This window comes from Tumebacillus algifaecis (assembly GCF_002243515.1).
Lineage (GTDB): Bacteria > Bacillota > Bacilli > Tumebacillales > Tumebacillaceae > Tumebacillus_A > Tumebacillus_A algifaecis.
The window spans coordinates 2,887,337-2,905,741 of record NZ_CP022657.1; the positions used below are offsets into that span (position 1 = coordinate 2,887,337).

22 protein-coding genes are annotated in these 18,405 nt (G+C 51.3%); all 22 read right to left on the reverse strand.

Annotated features, from left to right (window positions below; all coding sequences use genetic code 11):
- Positions 1–16 precede the first annotated feature (16 nt).
- Positions 17–1,342 (reverse strand): flagellar motor switch phosphatase FliY, encoded by a 1,326-nt coding sequence (gene fliY / locus CIG75_RS12000; protein WP_094236883.1) that lies wholly within the window; start codon positions 1,340–1,342, stop codon positions 17–19.
- Positions 1,335–2,339 carry a flagellar motor switch protein FliM gene (gene fliM, locus CIG75_RS12005; RefSeq protein WP_094236884.1) on the reverse strand — a complete coding sequence of 335 codons (1,005 nt, stop codon included), beginning with the start codon at positions 2,337–2,339 and terminating at the stop codon, positions 1,335–1,337. The genes fliY and fliM overlap by 8 nt, the downstream gene beginning before the upstream one ends.
- Positions 2,340–2,370: 31 nt before the next feature.
- On the reverse strand, positions 2,371–2,811 hold the full coding sequence (locus CIG75_RS12010) for a flagellar basal body-associated FliL family protein (protein ID WP_094236885.1): 441 nt from the start codon (positions 2,809–2,811) through the stop codon (positions 2,371–2,373).
- Complete coding sequence (locus tag CIG75_RS12015; RefSeq protein WP_094236886.1) at positions 2,801–3,031, reverse strand: flagellar FlbD family protein; 231 nt, start codon at positions 3,029–3,031, stop codon at positions 2,801–2,803. Before CIG75_RS12015 ends, CIG75_RS12010 begins: the two co-directional genes overlap by 11 nt.
- A gap of 21 nt (positions 3,032–3,052) precedes the next feature.
- The gene (flgG, locus tag CIG75_RS12020; protein WP_094236887.1) at positions 3,053–3,859 is read right to left on the reverse strand and encodes a flagellar basal body rod protein FlgG; all 807 of its coding nucleotides are present in this window, start codon (positions 3,857–3,859) and stop codon (positions 3,053–3,055) included.
- Between the two features lie 74 nt (positions 3,860–3,933).
- The gene (locus CIG75_RS12025; RefSeq protein ID WP_227874212.1) at positions 3,934–4,326 is read right to left on the reverse strand and encodes a TIGR02530 family flagellar biosynthesis protein; all 393 of its coding nucleotides are present in this window, start codon (positions 4,324–4,326) and stop codon (positions 3,934–3,936) included.
- A 23-nt stretch (positions 4,327–4,349) separates the two neighbouring features.
- Entirely contained in the window at positions 4,350–4,760 is a 411-nt protein-coding gene (locus CIG75_RS12030) for a flagellar hook capping FlgD N-terminal domain-containing protein (RefSeq protein WP_094236888.1), read from the reverse strand.
- A 14-nt stretch (positions 4,761–4,774) separates the two neighbouring features.
- Positions 4,775–6,151, reverse strand: coding sequence for a flagellar hook-length control protein FliK (locus tag CIG75_RS12035; RefSeq protein WP_094236889.1), 1,377 nt, complete (start codon positions 6,149–6,151; stop codon positions 4,775–4,777).
- A 21-nt stretch (positions 6,152–6,172) separates the two neighbouring features.
- Positions 6,173–6,730 (reverse strand): MotE family protein, encoded by a 558-nt coding sequence (locus tag CIG75_RS12040; protein WP_094236890.1) that lies wholly within the window; start codon positions 6,728–6,730, stop codon positions 6,173–6,175.
- 10 nt (positions 6,731–6,740) lie between these two features.
- The gene (locus CIG75_RS12045; protein WP_094236891.1) at positions 6,741–7,187 is read right to left on the reverse strand and encodes a flagellar export protein FliJ; all 447 of its coding nucleotides are present in this window, start codon (positions 7,185–7,187) and stop codon (positions 6,741–6,743) included.
- Positions 7,184–8,509 carry a flagellar protein export ATPase FliI gene (fliI, locus tag CIG75_RS12050; protein WP_094236892.1) on the reverse strand — a complete coding sequence of 442 codons (1,326 nt, stop codon included), beginning with the start codon at positions 8,507–8,509 and terminating at the stop codon, positions 7,184–7,186. The genes CIG75_RS12045 and fliI overlap by 4 nt, the downstream gene beginning before the upstream one ends.
- On the reverse strand, positions 8,506–9,276 hold the full coding sequence (locus tag CIG75_RS12055) for a FliH/SctL family protein (protein WP_094236893.1): 771 nt from the start codon (positions 9,274–9,276) through the stop codon (positions 8,506–8,508). Before CIG75_RS12055 ends, fliI begins: the two co-directional genes overlap by 4 nt.
- A complete protein-coding gene (fliG, locus tag CIG75_RS12060; protein WP_407701291.1) occupies positions 9,269–10,273 on the reverse strand; it encodes a flagellar motor switch protein FliG in 1,005 nt (334 codons plus the stop codon). Before fliG ends, CIG75_RS12055 begins: the two co-directional genes overlap by 8 nt.
- Before the next feature lie 21 nt (positions 10,274–10,294).
- Positions 10,295–11,818: a flagellar basal-body MS-ring/collar protein FliF gene (gene fliF / locus CIG75_RS12065; protein WP_157729529.1), complete on the reverse strand. Its 1,524-nt coding sequence runs from the start codon at positions 11,816–11,818 to the stop codon at positions 10,295–10,297.
- A 53-nt stretch (positions 11,819–11,871) separates the two neighbouring features.
- Entirely contained in the window at positions 11,872–12,180 is a 309-nt protein-coding gene (gene fliE / locus CIG75_RS12070) for a flagellar hook-basal body complex protein FliE (protein ID WP_094236896.1), read from the reverse strand.
- Between the two features lie 18 nt (positions 12,181–12,198).
- Positions 12,199–12,654: a flagellar basal body rod protein FlgC gene (gene flgC, locus CIG75_RS12075; RefSeq protein WP_094236897.1), complete on the reverse strand. Its 456-nt coding sequence runs from the start codon at positions 12,652–12,654 to the stop codon at positions 12,199–12,201.
- A gap of 2 nt (positions 12,655–12,656) precedes the next feature.
- Positions 12,657–13,163, reverse strand: a complete 507-nt coding sequence (gene flgB, locus CIG75_RS12080; protein ID WP_227874213.1) for a flagellar basal body rod protein FlgB — start codon at positions 13,161–13,163, stop codon at positions 12,657–12,659.
- A 129-nt stretch (positions 13,164–13,292) separates the two neighbouring features.
- Entirely contained in the window at positions 13,293–14,060 is a 768-nt protein-coding gene (gene codY / locus CIG75_RS12085) for a GTP-sensing pleiotropic transcriptional regulator CodY (RefSeq protein WP_094236898.1), read from the reverse strand.
- Between the two features lie 28 nt (positions 14,061–14,088).
- Positions 14,089–15,492: an ATP-dependent protease ATPase subunit HslU gene (gene hslU / locus CIG75_RS12090; RefSeq protein WP_094236899.1), complete on the reverse strand. Its 1,404-nt coding sequence runs from the start codon at positions 15,490–15,492 to the stop codon at positions 14,089–14,091.
- A 15-nt stretch (positions 15,493–15,507) separates the two neighbouring features.
- The gene (gene hslV, locus CIG75_RS12095) at positions 15,508–16,053 is read right to left on the reverse strand and encodes an ATP-dependent protease subunit HslV (protein ID WP_094236900.1); all 546 of its coding nucleotides are present in this window, start codon (positions 16,051–16,053) and stop codon (positions 15,508–15,510) included.
- A gap of 20 nt (positions 16,054–16,073) precedes the next feature.
- On the reverse strand, positions 16,074–16,994 hold the full coding sequence (gene xerC / locus CIG75_RS12100; protein WP_227874214.1) for a tyrosine recombinase XerC: 921 nt from the start codon (positions 16,992–16,994) through the stop codon (positions 16,074–16,076).
- 80 nt (positions 16,995–17,074) lie between these two features.
- Positions 17,075–18,388: an FADH(2)-oxidizing methylenetetrahydrofolate--tRNA-(uracil(54)-C(5))-methyltransferase TrmFO gene (trmFO, locus tag CIG75_RS12105; RefSeq protein WP_094236901.1), complete on the reverse strand. Its 1,314-nt coding sequence runs from the start codon at positions 18,386–18,388 to the stop codon at positions 17,075–17,077.
- Positions 18,389–18,405: the final 17 nt, after the last annotated feature.

Consider the following 18,405-nt stretch of genomic DNA (forward strand, 5'->3'; position numbering starts at 1 on the left):
TTTTAGTTCCCCCTAATTACTGTAATTTACGAACTCGTTCAGACGGACTGATGATGTCAGTTACCCGTACACCAAAGTTTTCGTCAATGACCACAACTTCTCCTTTTGCCACCAACTTATTATTTACCATGATATCGACAGGATCACCTGCAAGCTTATCGAGTTGGACGATCGAACCTGGAACAAGTTCAAGAATGTCCTTGATCAGCTTCTTGGTGCGCCCCAATTCCACAGTGATCGAAAGCGGTACGTCAAGCAGGAGATCGAGGTTGCTGTGTTGGCCACCTGCGCCTTCGTTGGCGTCAAACGATGCAAATTGCACCGGCTGAATATTCACGCTGGGCTGCATGCGTTGTGGCGCATGCGTAGCTGCCGTTTCCGCATGCGTATAGCCATGCGGCGGGTAGTTCGGCGGGTATCCGTAGGACGGATGCTGCTGCGGTGTATAAGGCGCCTGCGGATGCTCTGCATACATCGGTTGCTGAGGATATCCGGTGGCCGGCTGTTCATACATCGGCTGTTGCGGAGGATGCACAGGATGAACCGGTGCTGCTTCCGGCAGCGGAGCCGCCGCTTGCGGAACAGGCTGCGGTACTGGTGCCTCCGTGCGCACTGGTTCAGGTGCAGCTGTTGCCGCTGGTGCCGTTTCAGGCTCAGACTCACCAATTCCACCTGTCAGCTTGTTGATCATATCTATGGCAAATGACACAGGAATCATCTGCATGATGTGCGAATCGATCAGATCGCCCACGATCAGTCGGAAGGAAATCTTGATCAGCACCTCATCATTTGGGAACAGAGTCATCGATTGTCTTTTGTCAAAATCCATCACATCGACATCGGGCGGTGTAATGTTGACCATCATGTTGAAAATCGTTGACATGGATGTGGACGCAGATCCCATCATTTGATTCATCGCTTCTGCAACGGCCGACAAGTGCAATTCATTCAGTTCAGCAGGTGCTGACTTCCCGTCTCCACCCATCATCAAGTCGGCGATCACCTGCGCATCTTCCACGCGAATCGCCAAGACGTTTGCACCAACAAATCCGTCCGTATAGCTCACTTTAATCGCAACGTGCGGCAGCGGGAAATCGTGATTCAACTGATCGCGTGCGACAACAGATACCTTCGGAGTTGTGATGTCCACCTTTTGACGCAGTAAGGTAGATAGTGCAGTCGCCGCAGTGCCAAACGAAATATTCCCGACTTCTCCTAATGCATCCACTTCAAAGTCCGACAGGAAATCAGCTACTTTCAATTCGCTTGAACCCTCGCTGTCCCCATCACTTTGTTTTAGGAGGGCATCGATTTCCTGCTGTGACAAAACTTCTCTATTCATCAGCGCCCACTCCTTCATCATCTTCTAATGCTTGCGAAATTTGCACGGCCACTTTTCCGCGAGCCGTGCCCGGCTGTCCGTAAAACTTGACTCGGCTACCGATGCGAAGCTGAATCTTGGCATTGACATCCTGATGCAAGGCGATTACATCGCCTACACCAAGCGAGAGAAATTCACCGACGGAGATCGTAGAATGGCCAAGTTCTGCGAGCATTGGCACTTGAGTGTTGCCGAGGCTCTGACGGATGGCTTCCCAATCTTCACTGTAATCTTTGGAGCTTTTCATGCTACCCATCATATAGTGGGCAGAAAGCTTAGGAATGATCGGCTCCAAAACCACATGCGGCATACAGATGTTGATCATTCCCGTCGTCTCTCCGATCTTCGTCGATAAGGAGACGACTGCAACCGTTTCATTTGGTGAGACGAGCTGTAGGAATTGTGGGTTGACCTCCAAATGATCAACGTCAGTATCAAGGTCAACGACCGCCTTCCAAGCTTCTTGGAAGTTATCCAGCGCCCGACCAAACACGCGCTCCATGATCGTCATTTCAATCTCGGTTAGGTCGCGAAGTTCATCAGTCCCTTGTCCAGGGCCGCCAAGCAATCGGTCGAGCATCGCGTAGGCGATGTTCGGGTTGACTTCCATGACGAATTTTCCTTCTAATGGCGCGCAGTTAAACACATTCAAAATCGTCATTTTAGAGATGGACCTAATAAACTCTTCATAAGGCAATTGATCGACAGAAACGACAGAAATCTGAACAAACGTGCGGAGTTGAGCCGAAAAATACGTTGTCAGCAAACGTGCGAAATTCTCAAAGATCCGAGTGATGCTTCGAATATGGTCTTTCGAGAATCTCATCGCACGTTTAAAGTCGTATACTTTGATCTTGCGGTCCGTGTCTTCTTTACGAATCTCTTCCGCTGTTAATTCGCCCGACGAGAGCGCCGATAACAGCGCATCAATCTCACTTTGCGACAAGACCTCAGCCATCTGTCATCACCTCCTTTATGTACCGGTTGGCCTATTGCACGACGATGTCGGAGATGTAGATGTTTGTGACTTTACCCTCGATCATCACTTTGTTCATTTCGTTAATGAGGCGGACTTTCAAAAGCTGATAGCCCTCTGGCTTCTCAATGTCGGCCTGTGTTGTCGTATGCAAGACGGTGTTGATAATATCTTTGATCTGCGCTTTGCGCTCTTCTAACTCACGCATCGCATCCACGCTTTCACCTTGCACGGAAAATGTAGCCTGTATCAGCGCGCTTCCAGCCAAGTTTGTAGTCATCTTCCCAAATTCAAACTGGCTTAGTTTTAATTCTTTCGCAGTCGGTACTTTTTCTTCCTGCTGACCTGATGCCGGAACGATCACCGTTTTGAAAACGACGACCCCGACGATTCCAAGCAATGCCACGGCAATGACCACAATAAGTACGATATTGAGCATCTTATTACGAAACATCGGTTCCCTCCGCGTTCAATTGCCGGGCTTGTACAGAGACAAGCCCGACTTTTCGGTAGAATGATTCGATCATGTCAAGCACTTCTGAGACAGTTTCAGTCACGATGAACTTTTTTCCGGTGATCAGCGTGATCACCGTATCCGGTGTAGCTTCCACCGTTTCAACCAGCGTTGCATTGAGAAAGACTGTGGAACGGTTAAACCTCGTCACTCGGATCATAAGCTCACCTCACCCCTCTAATTAACGCTTGAGATTGACAATTTCCTGCAGGATTTCGTCTGCCGTCGTGATCGTTCGAGAGTTGGCTTGGAAGCCGCGTTGTGCCACGATCATTTCCGTAAATTCGTTCGTGAGGTCTACGTTGGACATTTCAAGGGAACCTACCAGCAAAACCCCTGTGCCCGTTGCGGTGTCGCCAGGCGATGCGATAATTGCTTCACCGGAGTTCGGAGAGCTTCTAAACATGGACCCCCCTACTTTTTCGAGACCTGCCGGGTTGGCAAACTTCGCCAGTCCGATCGGACCGAATGTGGTCGTCCCACCTTCACCATCAACGACAGTCAAGATGCCTTTCGAGTCGAACGAGAAGGATTTGACAGCCGACATATCATCAAGAACGATCGGGGCACCGGCGCTGTCCACCACTTTCCAGCCATCTGCCGTCACCAGGTTACCTGTTTCGTCAAAATAGAAATTACCGGAACGGGTGTAGAACACCTCATCATTTTCGTTAACCACGGTGAAGAATCCTTCGCCTTGGATCGCAAAGTCCAGCGGACGGTTCGTAACTTGAGGTGCCCCGTTGTTCATGATCGTATCGATGGCAGAGATCGTCGATCCCAAACCGATTTGCTGCGGGTTGGTACCACCAAACGGATCGACCGGTGCGCCTGCCCCTTGCAGGGTTTGGCTCATGATATCCTTAAACATCACGCGGCCCGCTTTAAATCCAACGGTGTTAACGTTGGCAACGTTATTACCAATAACGTCAAGTTTGATCTGAAAGCCTCTCATCCCGGAAATACCGGAATACATGGAACGAAGCATTGAAGTTCCCTCCTTTAGTTGTGAGCCGCATCAGTCGGTCAACGGCTTCTGGGCATCCACATGGTGGTCCTGCCCTACGCAAATACTGCGCTGTCAATTTTTGTGAAAACATGATCGTTCATATGTGCAGAATCGACAGCAGTGATCACTGTGCGGTTTTTCACCGAGATCACGAAGGCGGTGTCTTTATACACGACCAGTGATTCGCGCCCGCCTTTAGCTGCCACTTTGTCGATCGCATTTCCCAGTCGATTGAGATCATCCTGTGTCAAGGAGATGTTCCGCAGACGCAGACGCTCAAGTGCATGTCCGGAAAATGTGACCCTTTGCTGCTTGGCGAGTACCTTGTTCAATTCTTCCTGAAAGGAAGTTCCCCCTGTATGACCCGGCCCTGTAGTTCGCGGGGCGATCTCTCGTTTCGGAGTGATCGGTAGCGACAAAGGCCGCAGGAGCCAATCTTGGCTCACATTCCCCACCCCCTGCTCGAAGGTTATTTCGCTTTCACCGTCTCGATCGCGTTAAGATCAACCAGTTCCTGGCCTACTTGTACGGCGACGATGCCACCCACAGTTCGTACCGCTGTCACTTCCCCTGTGACAGTCTCCCCTTTGGCGTTGTAGTACGTGACAACGTTGCCGAGCAATTGCGCCCCAAGAGTCATTGCGCTCATTTGCGCGACTTGTTGATTGATAATGGCTACTTTGTTCATTTGCTCAAGCGAAGAGAATTGTGCCATCTGGGCAATAAACTCCCTGTCTTGCAAAGGCTGTGTTGGATCTTGGTTCGCTAGTTGTGTGACAAGTATTTTCAAAAATGCATCCCGATCGAGTTCGCGTTTTGGGGCTGCTTCCGTGCGCGATTCATAACGATGCGAGTTGTCAATGAGGACAGTATTGGCCATGATTCTCACTCCTTTTACGCTGTGACATCGATGCTCTCCCCGGTCAAATGCTCACCGTCCGGCAACGTCTCCCCATCTGGTAAATTAAACGTGTCCACCGGGACTTGGCGAGACTGTTCGCCTTGCTGTTGCTCACGTGCCTGCTGACCCGAACCGCGTTGATCCGGCATACCAGAACCTAGGCCGGTGCTGTTCTGGGAGGAAGTTTGCACTTCAATGCGGTCGTACTGGATTCCTTGCGCCTGCAATTGAAGTTTCAATCCAGTAATCGCCGCGTCGAGCATGCCTTTCGAGGCGGATGAGTCCGCGATCAATTGTACCGATATCTGTTTGTTAATCGCTTGGATGCGAACTTCCACTTCTCCTAGACCTTGAGGTTCTAGAATAATACGGAATTCATGACGGCCTGGAGCTTCGATCAGCGTAGCACGCTTGATGATCGTCTCAGAAAACTCCGATCGAAATTGATCGGCACGCATCGTGACGACTGGCTCCAGCTGCAGGTTGCGCGACGGGAGTTGCAAATGCGATTGATTCGCTACGATCCCCGCGGCTGGCGAATCTGTTTGCTGCGTTTGCCCCTCTGAACCGGACTTCACGAGTTCAGCGGTTGCGCCGCTCGTTTCGGCTGTCAGATTGGCAGCCGCGACAACGCCCCCCGGTTTGATCGATTCGGAAGTGAACGCCGTACGATCTGTTGCTTGAAGCGCATGTGTCGAGATCGTCGCCTGCAATTTGCCAAAGAGACTGTTGGCCTTGAGCAGTAATGCAGAATCAGTCTGGGATTTACTGTCCGAAACAGTATGACCTTCTTGATCCGAGTCCGCTTGTATCGACTTCATCAGCGATTGGAACAACGCGGTCGTTTGCGACTCCTGTACAAGCAACTGTGGCTGTGCGGAGAGCGCATGCACCATCTGGGTCAGAGCGGATCCGAACTCTGCAAGCAATTGCGAGTGCGATTTTAACGTTTCGATCGGATTTCCATTCGGCTGACTGTTGAGGACAGTCAAAAGCTCAGAAGAGGCTCCGAATTTCTGTAGCACTTGAGCCAATTCGGCGTTTGAAAGCGGTAGATCTTTCAACAAAAGTGCTACATTTCTTTCACCAGCTTGTCCAATCAAAGCAAGGCCTTGCCCTTCATCCATCGCTTGGAGTTCCGATTGTTGTAAGACGAGTTGCGGAGATAATCCTCCAGCCATTGCTGCCAAAGCGGTTAGCAATTGATCTTGATCAGGTGAACTCTTATCTGCTGTCTGCTTCGACAACCCCGCCGCTTGTAGGAGCATCCCGAATCCGCCACGTGCTTCTGACTTGCCTGATGCTGTGCCAGTTTTCCCTGTTGCCCCAGTAGATTGGGTCACTGCGGCGTTTCCAATTGCCAGTTTCATTTGTATCACCTCCTTTCGCAGTTAGCGGCTCATGATTTTAGCCGCAATCGCTGGTTCCATCTGTTCCAAAATCGCTGCCTGCGCGCTTGAGCTCATCTTGCTCAACAGTTGCTTGGCTTCGGTTACTGACAGTTGGCTTAGCACCAGTGCTGCTTTGGAAGGCTTCATATCAGCGTATACTTCCGCTTGCGCCAAAATTGGGTCTTTTTGAGTTTTGTCCGTCTTCGTTTCAAATTCGGCAAGTTTCGCTTTCAAACGCGCGATCTCGCCGTCTTTTTTCTTCAGGTCGGACTCGGTTTGCTGTTTTTCGCTCTCAAGCGCAGTCACCTTGTCTTGCAGCTCTTGGATTCGCTTTTGCTTTTCTGCATCGGCCGACGGTTGCCCAGTTACCGTCTCCTCTTCTTCTGGAAGGAAACTTGAAACAACCGGAATCTCTCGAGCAGCATTAGCAATCTTACCAGTTACATCAAATCCAAGAAATTGAAGAATGATCCCGGACAAAAGAGCGGTAAACAGAAGCGGAAGGATAATGATGTAAAACAACCACTCCATTTTGCTGTAGCGATGTTCCGCTTCCATGCTTCCCTCTTCACCTCCCTTTACGGCTTCTCAGTGCCGCAGCCGCTTCGTCCAGCGCTTCCTGCGCCTGCTTCTCCAGATGTGTTCGAACTTCCACACTGCGCTTTTCTTGCAGTTTCGACCATATCTGTTCATCAAGGAAGCGACCTTTCAGCATTTCATGCTTGTCCTCGCATTCCACCTTTTGCATTGCGATCACTTCGGCTTGTTGCAACATCTGACGTTGCTGAGCATTGAGATACACAATCCAAGAATGCAAATGCTGTGTAGAGATCCGCTCTTCGGTCGCCTGATGCAGTTCCGCTTTTGCCGCATCATGCTGATCAGCCAGTGTATACAACTTGTTATACTCCGCATCGAGTTTCCGCTTCGACTCGGCATATTCCCAAGTCGCCTGCTGAGTAATGCGATTTTTCAATGTTGTGATCTTTTGCAAAGAAGCCAAGGAGATCGTCATACTTCGATCCCTCCGAACTCTTCGATGAGTGCTGCCCTAGCGCTGTCCAAATCGCTGTGCTCATGCACATCCTGTGCTGTGAAGCGCTGAATGGCAGGATGATGCAAAATCGCTTTGTCGATCTGCATGTTGTTACCGCGCTGATAGGCGCCGATGTTGATCAAGTCTTCCGAATCCTTATAGATCGAGCTCAACTTTTTGACGGTAGCAGCTGCGCGTTTATGCTCAGGCAGTACCAGATCGTTCATCACGCGAGAAACGCTCGCCAGCACATCGATCGCTGGAAAGTGACCCCGATTGGCGATCTGACGGGAGAGGACGATATGACCGTCAAGAATGCCCCGTGCCGCATCGGCAATCGGTTCATTCATGTCATCACCGTCAACTAACACCGTATAAAAAGCGGTGATCGTCCCCAATTCGCCGGTACCCGCTCGCTCTAAAAGCTTTGGGAGCATGGCGAATACTGACGGGGTATAGCCACGCGTAGTCGGAGGCTCACCAACGGCGAGACCTACCTCGCGCTGAGCCATTGCAAATCGGGTAACCGAGTCCATCATCAGCACGACATCCTGCCCCTGATCGCGAAAATATTCGGCGATAGCAGTTGCGACAAGAGCGCCTTTGATTCGCACCAAGGGGGGCTGATCGGAGGTAGCCACGATCACGACGGAGCGGGCCAAACCTTCCGGTCCCAAGTCCTTCTCAATAAACTCGCGAACTTCGCGACCCCGCTCACCGATCAGTGCGATCACGTTGATATCGGCAGCCGTGTTGCGGGCGATCATCCCAAGCAGGGTACTCTTGCCAACGCCTGACCCAGCGAATAGTCCGACCCGTTGACCACGGCCCACGGTGAGCAAAGCGTCGATACAGCGAACGCCAACTGATAGCGTCTCGTCGATCCGCTTACGACTTAATGGATTGGGTGGTTGACGTGTAGCGGTGTAGGTCTGCGGGCTGTCTAACGGCCCTTTTCCATCGATCGGCTGACCAAGCCCGTCAAGTATGCGTCCAAGCAGATGCGGTCCGACAGGAATCTCAAGTGAACTGCCAGTCGCTAGAACGTCATGACCTGGACCGATCGAACCTAAATCGGAAAATGGCATTAAGAGCACGTTGTTTTCGCGAAAACCCACCACTTCTGCAAACATCGGCTCATTTCCCGGCGATTCGATTTGGCACACATCGCCGATCGTCGCAGCTGGTCCCCTCGACTCGATCGTGAGACCTATGACTTTTGTCACCTTGCCATTAATTTTCATTGTCCGCGTACGGCTCAGCCGACTGAGATACTTTTCGAGATTCACATGCCCGCTCATGGTTCAAGGCTCGCAGCGACTTCCTGCAACGCCTTTCTCACCTCTTCCAATTGGGTGTCAATCCTTGCATCGATGTTGCCAAAAGACGTGCAGACGACACAGCCTCCAGCCTCCACGCTATGATCTTTGATGATCAAAAGCTCAGCCTGTCCCGGCACATCTTTGCGAAGCCGCTCACGGTTCTGCTGGACAACCGCATGATCATCCGGATGGACTCGCACTTCAACTTTGCCGCTATCGTGCATCTCATCTAACGCGGCCTGTACGACCTCGACAACAAATGAGCGGTCAACCGAGCTCTCGCGAATCATGATCTTCTTGGCCACTTCCAACGCCAAGTCAACAATCATCGGTTCCGCTTGCGCAAAGTAGCGGCGGCGTTCCTCCACTGCAGACTGGTATTGTTCATCCGCTGCCTGCAGCATTTCGACACACTCCGCTTGTGCTTGCTCCATGCCAAGCGCTATACCTTCCTGACGGCCCTGTTCCTTCGCTGCTTCCACTTCCGCTTGCAACAGAGACTGCACACGCTCACGCTCACGTTCCAGCATTCCTGAAACCTCTTCCTCTGCATGTGCGACATGCTTGCGGGCAGTAGCTTGCGCGTCAGCCAATATGGCGTTTGCCTCCTGCTGAGCAGCAAGTATCGCCTGTTCGAACTCGGCTTGCCCCGGATTTTCTGATCGCGGGAACACGACCGGCTCGACTTGGATCTGATAGGCTTGCTGAGCGAGCGACGTCTGCTGTGCTTTGAGCAACTTAGACAATGATATCGTCTCCTCCGCCGCGGGCGATCACGATCTCGCCACTCTCTTCCAGTCGGCGGATGATGCCCACAATCCGTTGTTGTGCTTCTTCGACATCGCGCAGACGCACAGGTCCCATGAACTCCATATCTTGTTTGAACGTTTCGACCATTCGCTTCGACATGTTGCGGAAAATAACTTCTTGCACCTCTTCGCTGGATACTTTGAGTGCCAGCGCCAGATCGTTCGTGTCCACATCGCGGATGACACGCTGGATCGAACGGTTGTCGATGGACACGATATCTTCGAAGACGAACATACGTTTTTTAATCTCCTCAGCCAGTTCTGGATCTTGCAGTTCCAGCGATTCGAGAATCGTTTTCTCCGTAGCACGATCAACACCGTTGAGCACTTGTACAATCGCGTCGATGCCGCCTCCGGTGGAGAAATCGTGCAGCGTCATTTGGGACAACTTATTCTCCAACACACGCTCAACTTGGTTGATCACTTCTGGCGAGGTGCGGTCCATAATCGCGATCCGGCGTGCGATGTCCGCTTGACGCTCTTGCGGCAAGGCGGAGAGAATCATCGCAGCCTGCTGGGCATCTAAGTAGGAGAGCACAAGTGCAATCGTTTGCGGATGCTCATTTTGGATAAAGTTTAAGATTTGATTTGGATCCGTTTTCCGGGCAAAGTCGAAGGGACGAACTTGCAACGATGCGGTCAAACGGTTGATAATATCGATCGCCTTTTGCGAGCCGAGCGCCTTTTCTAGCACGTCTTTGGCGTACTCGATCCCGCCCTGTGAGATGTACTCTTGCGCTTGCGCAATCGAGTGGAACTCATCAAGCACATCTTCTTTTTGTTCGTATTCAATTTTACGCACATTCGCGATCTCAAGAGTCAACTGTTCGATCTCATCTTCACGCAGATGCTTGAACACCTTCGATGCGATTTCCGGTCCAAGAGAGACAAGCAGAACGGCCGCCTTTTGACGCCCGGTAAGTTTTTGTTGCATGCGCGCCACTAGCAGTCACTCCTACTCTTCTACCAACCAAGTACGCAACAGGTTGACAAATTCTTCCGGTTTTTGGTTTGCAAGTTTTTCGAGTTGCTTTTTCATCTTTTGCGATTCCGATTCTTCCATCGCCACCGCAATCTCTTTCGCTGCCGGGACTTCGAGCACCGGTACGTCCGTTTGCTTACGTCGTCTGGTCAGCACATAAGCGCCGCCTCCAAGCAGTACGAGAGCTGCTGCCATCGCCCCTAAGAACCATGGCTCTTTATAGAAGTTTTGCGATTCGAACGGGTTGGCTGGAGCAACAAATTGTTGTGCGGTTACGGTGATCACATCATTTGCCGTGCCGTCATTTTTGTTACCGATCGCAGTGGAGACGAAGTTGGTGATCTCGTCTTTTTGGGCCTGAGTCAGGTCTTTATCGTTCAACAGGACCGATACGGTATATTGCTTCACGCGGTACATCGAAGTTTTTCCGTTTTCGGTGTAGGTGTTCCACTCATAGTTCGTCGTGTTATCTTTTTTCGAAGAGGACGATGTTCCTTGCTCAGCAGCTGGGTATTGTTGCTGGTTGTTGTTGTTTTGCTGTTGGCCAGCAGCACCGCCGCCTTGTGTACCTTCTGTCTGTTCAGTGTTTTCTCGTTGGGAGATCACACCACCCGTCGTGGAACCATCGATCGGCGGTGTCAGCTTTTTGTCTGTCCAATTGCGTTGGTCGAAATCAACATCTGCATGAACAACGACAGCAACATTGTTGAGACCGACAATCCGCTCAAGTGCGTTACGAATCTTTTTAGTAGTTTCTTGTTCAACTTGAATTTGGATCTGCTGTTGCTTGGTCAGCTGCGAGTTCGTTCCGCCCACAGTCAGCGCCTCACCAGCATCATCGACAAGACGTGTGCCGTTTTGATCGACGATGGCTACATTTTGCGGAAGCAGACCTTGTACCGAATGCGAGACCAATTGTTGAATCCCGCCAATTTGATCGGTGTTCAATTGTACTCCGGGTGCCAGCGACAACATGACAGAAGCCTTTGCATCCTGCTGTGCTTGGGAAACGAAGAACTTCTCTTGCGCTTGAACAACGCTGACCTTTGCCTCCTGTACTCCCTTGATCGTCCGAATCGCATTGGCGATATTTCCTTCAATCGCCTGCTGGTAGCGGACATTGAACTCCTTTTCGGTCATGCCAAGATCGGTCTTGTCAAAAACGGAGTAACCTAGCGTCCCAGTGGATGGGAGACCTTCCATAGCGAGCTTCATCGTCGCTTCATGCTGGTACTGTTCAGGCACAGAGATCGAATCGGAACCGACTTTGATCGGGATGTTCAATTCCTCGAGTTTTTGCGACAATTCACCCAAACTCGCAGGCGATTGATTCGCGAAAACCACTACATAATTCGGGCGAAAAGCGAACCAAGAGAGAAGGGAGACTGTGAGTACAAAGAAGACGCCAACAAGGATCAAGTTCCGGCGCTGTCTTTTCTCAAGCTGCTTCCAATATCCTGTAAGTTTTTCGAATAATTGCTTAAGCTGCTGGTTCACAATTTCACCTCGTCGTCACTTCTTACTCCCCCACACGTGCTTCACGCAATCCCTTAAACTTGCATGCGCATGACCTCTTGGTATGCCTCCATCGCTTTGTTTCGTATTTGAACCATCAATTGAAAGGAAATTGACGCTTTTTCCGCAGCGATCATCACAGTATGCAAATCGGGAGCTTGACCGCTTGCCAGCGCTTCAGTCAACACATCCGCATGATTCTGTTGATTGTTCACGCTTTCAATCGCTTGACTCAACACTTCGGAAAAGGACGGGCCTCCAACAGACTTGACATCCGGCGCTTGCAGCGCCTTCACCCCATCAAGAGCTGTCGGTTGCATCAGTTTATTTACTCCCTGGATCATCGATCACGCGCCTCCTTCCTATTTACCGATTTCCAGCGCTTTCAGCGCCTGAGCTTTCGAGGCGTTGAGCGCAGTTACGTTCGCTTCGTAACTACGGGTCGCAGAGATCATATCGACCATCTCACGCGCGATGTCAACATTAGGCATCCGTACATAGCCGTACATCGGATCACCTGGAATCTTGACCGCATCCGGATGATTTGGATCGTACACAAGCTTGAACGGCGTCTCATCCTTGACGATGCTGGTCACACGCACACCTTGACCAGATGCTTGGCTCAGTTCTTGGTTCAGCACATTTTGGAACGACGAAGCTGTACGCTCGCCAAATGTGACGATCTGACGACGGTACGGCTCGCCATTCACTCCGCGCGTCGTGTTGGCATTGGCGATGTTGCCGGCGACCACATCGAGACGCAGACGCTCCGCGGTGAGTCCCGTTGCACTGATGTTTAGGCTGTCAAAAATCCCCATGCTTATCGCTTCCCTTCGCTGATCGCATATTTGAGCGTAGCAAATTTGCCGTTGATCCGTTGTGTAACCGCGTTGAAAAGAATTTGGTTCTCAGCAAGATTGGTCATTTCAACATCGATGTCCACATTGTTGCCGTCTAGCCGCATCGTCGTGGAAGTGTCTGTTACCGTCTTCGGTTGCACTTCGGAGAAGGAGCTTGTCCCGATCTGCATATGCCGCTCGTCTGTGCGACGTCCCCCCAACACTTTTCCTTGCAAGACTTGCTGCAGCGTGTGTTCAAATGACACATCACTGCGTTTGAAGTTCGGCGTGTTAATATTCGCTAGGTTGTTTGAAATCACTTTTTGCCGCAAACTTGCTGCATCAAGCGAGCGCTCCAGCAAGGTGATAGCGCTATTGTTGATTAACGACATATAATCACCCTTATAGTTTGATAGTAATATAATTTTCTCCACAATGTTTGGAAATCCTGCACAGTTCGACATCGATTTGAAACTGCCAGTCATCATTTTATAACTCCTGCTAAAATCTTACTAGGGACTTTCGACCTTACTCGACATAATCCTTCTGAATCTTTTTTTGCATTTACAATGATAAATAATTAGGGCGCGAACCTAAGTTCGCGCCCTAATTATTTATCATTTCGACTTCATGTCTTCCAGTAACGGAAGAAGTTTTTCGTTCAAGATCTTAATGTGTGTTCCCTTCATTCCGAGCGAACGCGCTTCTACAACCCCAGCACTTTCTAACTTGCGAAGCGCATTGACGATCACGGAACGGGTTATTCCAACACGGTCAGCGATACGAGATGCGACGAGCAATCCTTCACGGCCGTTCAACTCGGCAAAGATGTGATCGACCGCTTCCAACTCCGAAAATGAGAGCGAACCGACCGCCATCTGCACGACGGAGCGGTCACGGCCTTCCTGCACCTTCTTCTGCGAAGAGGCGCGAACCATCTCCAGACCGATCAGCGAAGCGCTGTATTCGGCGAGAATGATGTCCTCTTCGGTCAACGCAGAGTTTTGCTTTGTGAGAAGAAGCGTGCCGATCCGCTCGCCGGTGCCACGGATCGGTACGATCGACACATATGTCATATCCCCTGCCGTCGCACTGCAAAACGGGGTGTCCTCCTGTAAATTGGTGCGTGTGAGATCACTGCTGAGGAGTTTTGCTGCAAAGTCATTCGGCAGGCACGTGGTACCTTGTGCATCTTTCGGGAGTTGCGAGACATCCACCATCTCCGAAAATGCGCGACCGAGCATTCGACCTATGTCATCTACCAAAAAGACGTTGGCGAAAATAAGGTCGCGCAGACTTGCCGTCATTTCTTCGTAACTCACCCGCATGCCGTCAGCACGTTGCAACAATTGATTCATGACCCGCGTTTTGCTTAGTAGTTCCATAACAACCTGGTACCCTCCTGAGATATGCCTACAGGATGTATTGGCTGAGATCCTTGTTCTTCACGATGCCTTCCAGTTTATCTGAGACATAAGCTGGCGTGATGACCACTTTGTCAAGCAGCACGTCAGACGCTTCAAAGGAGAGGTCTTCGAGCACTTTTTCCAGCAAGGTGTGCAGGCGTCGCGCTCCGATGTTGTCCGTCTCCACATTGACGGTAGTGGCCAATTCGGCCAATTTGCCAATCGCATCTTCTGTAAACTCGACTTTGATCCCTTCCGTCTCAAGCAACGCGATGTATTGTTTGATCAGCGCGTTTTTCGGTTCGGTGAGGATGCGCTTAAAATCGTCAGCGGTTAAACTGGTGAGTTCGACCCGGATTGGAAAACGGCCTTGCAGTTCCGGAATCAAATCGCTTGGTTTGGAGATGTGGAACGCACCTGCCGCCATGAACAAAATATAATCGGTTCGAACCGGACCATATTTTGTCATCACGGTCGAGCCTTCCACGATCGGCAGAATATCGCGCTGCACGCCTTCACGGGACACATCGGGACCACCCCGCTCTTTGCCGGCGATCTTATCGATCTCATCGATAAAAATGATGCCGGTCTGCTCAGCGCGGTGCACCGACTCGGAGGTCACTTCATCCATGTCGATCAGCTTTTGTGCTTCTTCTTGAGCGAGCAGTTTGCGCGCTTCCCGAATTGGCAACTTACGCTTCTTGCGACGCTTGGGCAACATGTTACCCAGCATCTCTTGGATGTTGTTCATTCCAAGCCCGTCCATGCCTGGAGTGTTTCCGAGCATATCCAGCATGCCCGGGCTGTTGTCCTCGACATCGACTTCGATGATCTGATCGTCCAACTCTCCGCTTTCCAAACGTTTGCGGGCTTCGCTTCGTTTTTGTCGGATCTCATACGAATCCTGTGCATGTTCGTCTTGTTGAATACCAGCATTGCCACTAAACAGCATTTCAAACGGATTTTTGTAATTTTTATTTTTCGACGAGTCGGGAACGAGCAGTGATACAAGGCGGTCTTCCGCCATATATTTTGCTTTTTCTTCTACTTCCGCCATCTTTTCTGTCTTTACGATGCGAATCGCCGTTTCGACCAAGTCGCGCACCATCGACTCGACATCGCGGCCAACGTAGCCAACTTCGGTGAACTTGGTCGCTTCCACTTTGATAAACGGTGCACCAGCCAGTTTGGCAAGGCGGCGGGCGATCTCCGTTTTCCCTACCCCGGTCGGCCCGATCATCAGAATGTTTTTCGGTGTTACTTCGTCGATGATGTCTTCAGACAATAGCGAGCGACGATAGCGGTTGCGCAGCGCGACAGCAACCGCCTTTTTCGCTTTGCTCTGTCCGACGATATATTTGTCGAGTTCATCCACAATTCGTTTTGGAGTCAGGTCTTTCATTTTGTTCATCCTCTTCCCCTCCTCTTAGCCGATCTCTTCCACGATGATGTTGTGATTCGTATACACGCAGATGTCTGCCGCTGTTTTCAGGGCGTTCTCCGCAATCTCACGGGCGGTCAGCTCCGTGTGGTTGTAGAGCGCGCGTCCAGCAGCCAGAGCAAAGGAACCGCCCGACCCGATCGAGATGATGTCATCATCCGGTTCGATCACTTCTCCATTGCCGGAGACGAGCAAAAGATGGTCGCGGTTCATCACGATCAGCATCGCTTCAAGGTTCTTCATCATCTTGTTTGTGCGCCATTCCTTAGCCAGTTCAACAGCTGCTCGCTGCAGATTGCCGTGGAACTCTTCAAGCTTTTCTTCGAACAGATCAAACAGGGTAAACGCATCGGCGACCGATCCGGCAAAACCGGCGACCACCTCACCGCGAAAAAGTCGTCTGACTTTTTTCGCGCCGTTTTTCATCACCATATTTTGACCAAATGTGACCTGACCGTCACCTGCCATCGCTGCTTTCCCATTGCGGCGGCAGGCGAAGATCGTGGTGGAGTGGAATTGGCTTTCGCTCATCGTTCCCGTCCCCTCTCTCATTAAGCCCGCGGGTGGGCCTTGGTATAGACTCGCTCCAAATGCTCGCGAGTGGTGTGTGTATAGATCTGTGTGCTGGACAGACTGGCATGGCCGAGCAGTTCTTGAACAACCCGTAAGTCTGCTCCGTGGTCGAGCAGATGGGTGGCAAACGTATGGCGCAGCATGTGCGGAGAGACTTTTTGCATCCCTGCAAGCTGCACTACGTATTTGTCGAGAATTCGTCGCACACTGCGATCTGATAATCGCGTTCCTTTATGATTGAGAAACAGCGGGCGCTCTTCCCCCGCCCCCTTTTGCCGCAACAATGGCCAGGCATCGCTCAGATAGCGGCGCAGGGCGTTGACAGCAGGTGCACCGAGCAGGACGTAGCGCTCCTTGGCTCCTTTGCCGAAAACGATTGCTGCGCCAACGTCCAAGTCGAGATCGGAGACGTCGAGCCCGACACACTCGCTGACCCGCACACCGGACGCGTACAGAAGCTCAAGCAACGCTTTGTCGCGAAGCCCGAGCCATGTAGAGGTGTCAGGAGCGTTCATCAAACGCTCCACAGCGTCGAGGTACAGAAATCCTGGCAAGCGCCGCTCCAACTTCGGCAGATGTACGCCTTTCGCTGGGTTGGTCTCCACGAAGCCTTCCCTCCTCAAAAAAGAAAAGAAGGAACGGAGCGCCGAAATTTTCCGGGCGATCGTCTTTTTCTCGCGATGCAAGGCCATGCGCCCAACAAATGTCCGCACGTCGATATGAGTGATTTCAGAAAAAGAGGTGCGCGCTTCGCTCAGCATGAACGCGATAAACTGCTCGAGGTCCGAGTAGTAATGGTCGAGGGTGTGGTGGGAGACGCGCTTCTCGACCGCAAGATACTGCATGTACAAGTCAACCTGATGATCGATCATCGGGGGCCAAGCGATCGGTTGCTCCATCAATGTATCCCACCTTTTCCTGCATCCCTATGTAAAAAAAAGGCGATTTAGACCGACTCATCAGCTTCGGAATCAGATTTCTACAGCTGATGCTCAGACGTGAAAGCTTGCAGACGATCCAGTGCACGTGCGGAGATTTTTTCGTTCTTCTCCATCTTGTTGCGAATTTTTTTCTCAAGCGGCGGAAGCAGACCAAACGTTGCGTTCATCGGTTGGAAGTTCTTACCGCTGGTGTGGGTAATATAGTACGCCAGTGAGCCGATTGCTGTTTCGCGCGGGAACGTCAGAGGTTCTTGCCCTTCAAGCAGACGGCTGGCGTTGATGCCTGCGATCAGACCTGCTGCAGCCGACTCCACATAGCCTTCTACACCGGTGATCTGGCCTGCGAAGAACAGCGTGTCGCGAGTTTGCGTCTGGTAGGTCTGACGCAAGAAATTGGGGGAGTTGATGTATGTGTTGCGGTGCATCACGCCAAAACGCACGATCTCCGCATTCTCAAGGCCCGGGATCATCTGGAAGACGCGGCTTTGATCGCCCCACTTGAGGTGAGTCTGGAAGCCGACCATGTTGTAAAGCGTCGCACTCGCATTATCCTGGCGCAACTGAACAACTGCGAACGGTTCTTTACCTGTACGCGGGTCAGGTAGCCCAACCGGCTTTAACGGACCAAACAGCATCGTTTGACGGCCCCGTGTGGCCATCACTTCGACAGGCATACAACCTTCAAAGAAAATCTCTTTTTCAAATTCTTTTAACGGCACAACTTCTGCCGTGATCAGCGCTTCGTAAAAAGCATTGTATTCCTCTTCGGTCAGCGGGCAGTTGATATATGCAGCTTCCCCTTTGTCATAGCGGGATGCGATATACGCCTTCTCAAAGTTGATCGACTCTTTGTTGATGATCGGCGCAGCTGCATCATAGAAATACAAATACTCTTCACCGGTCATTTCCAAAATCGCTTTTGACAACATAGGAGACGTCAGCGGTCCGCTTGCGATGATCACGATGCCGTCTTGTGGAATCTCGGTGACTTCATCGCGGATGACATTGATGTTCGGATGTTCCATCACACGGCGAGTCACTTCTCCCGAAAAGACATCGCGATCTACAGCCAGTGCACCGCCTGCCGGTACGGCTGTCCGATCTGCGGACGAGATGATCACCGAGTCCAGACGACGCATCTCTTCTTTCAAAAGGCCGACCGCATTGGTCAAGCTCGCTCCACGCAGGGAGTTGGAACAGACAAGCTCAGCAAAATTCTCCGTTTTATGAGCATCGGTAGCACGAACGGGGCGCATTTCATACAAGTTTACCTTGTGGCCGCGCTTTGCAATCTGCCACGCAGCCTCCGACCCTGCCAGACCCGCCCCGATTACTGTGATCGGTTGTGTCATGATGAATTCTCCTTTCG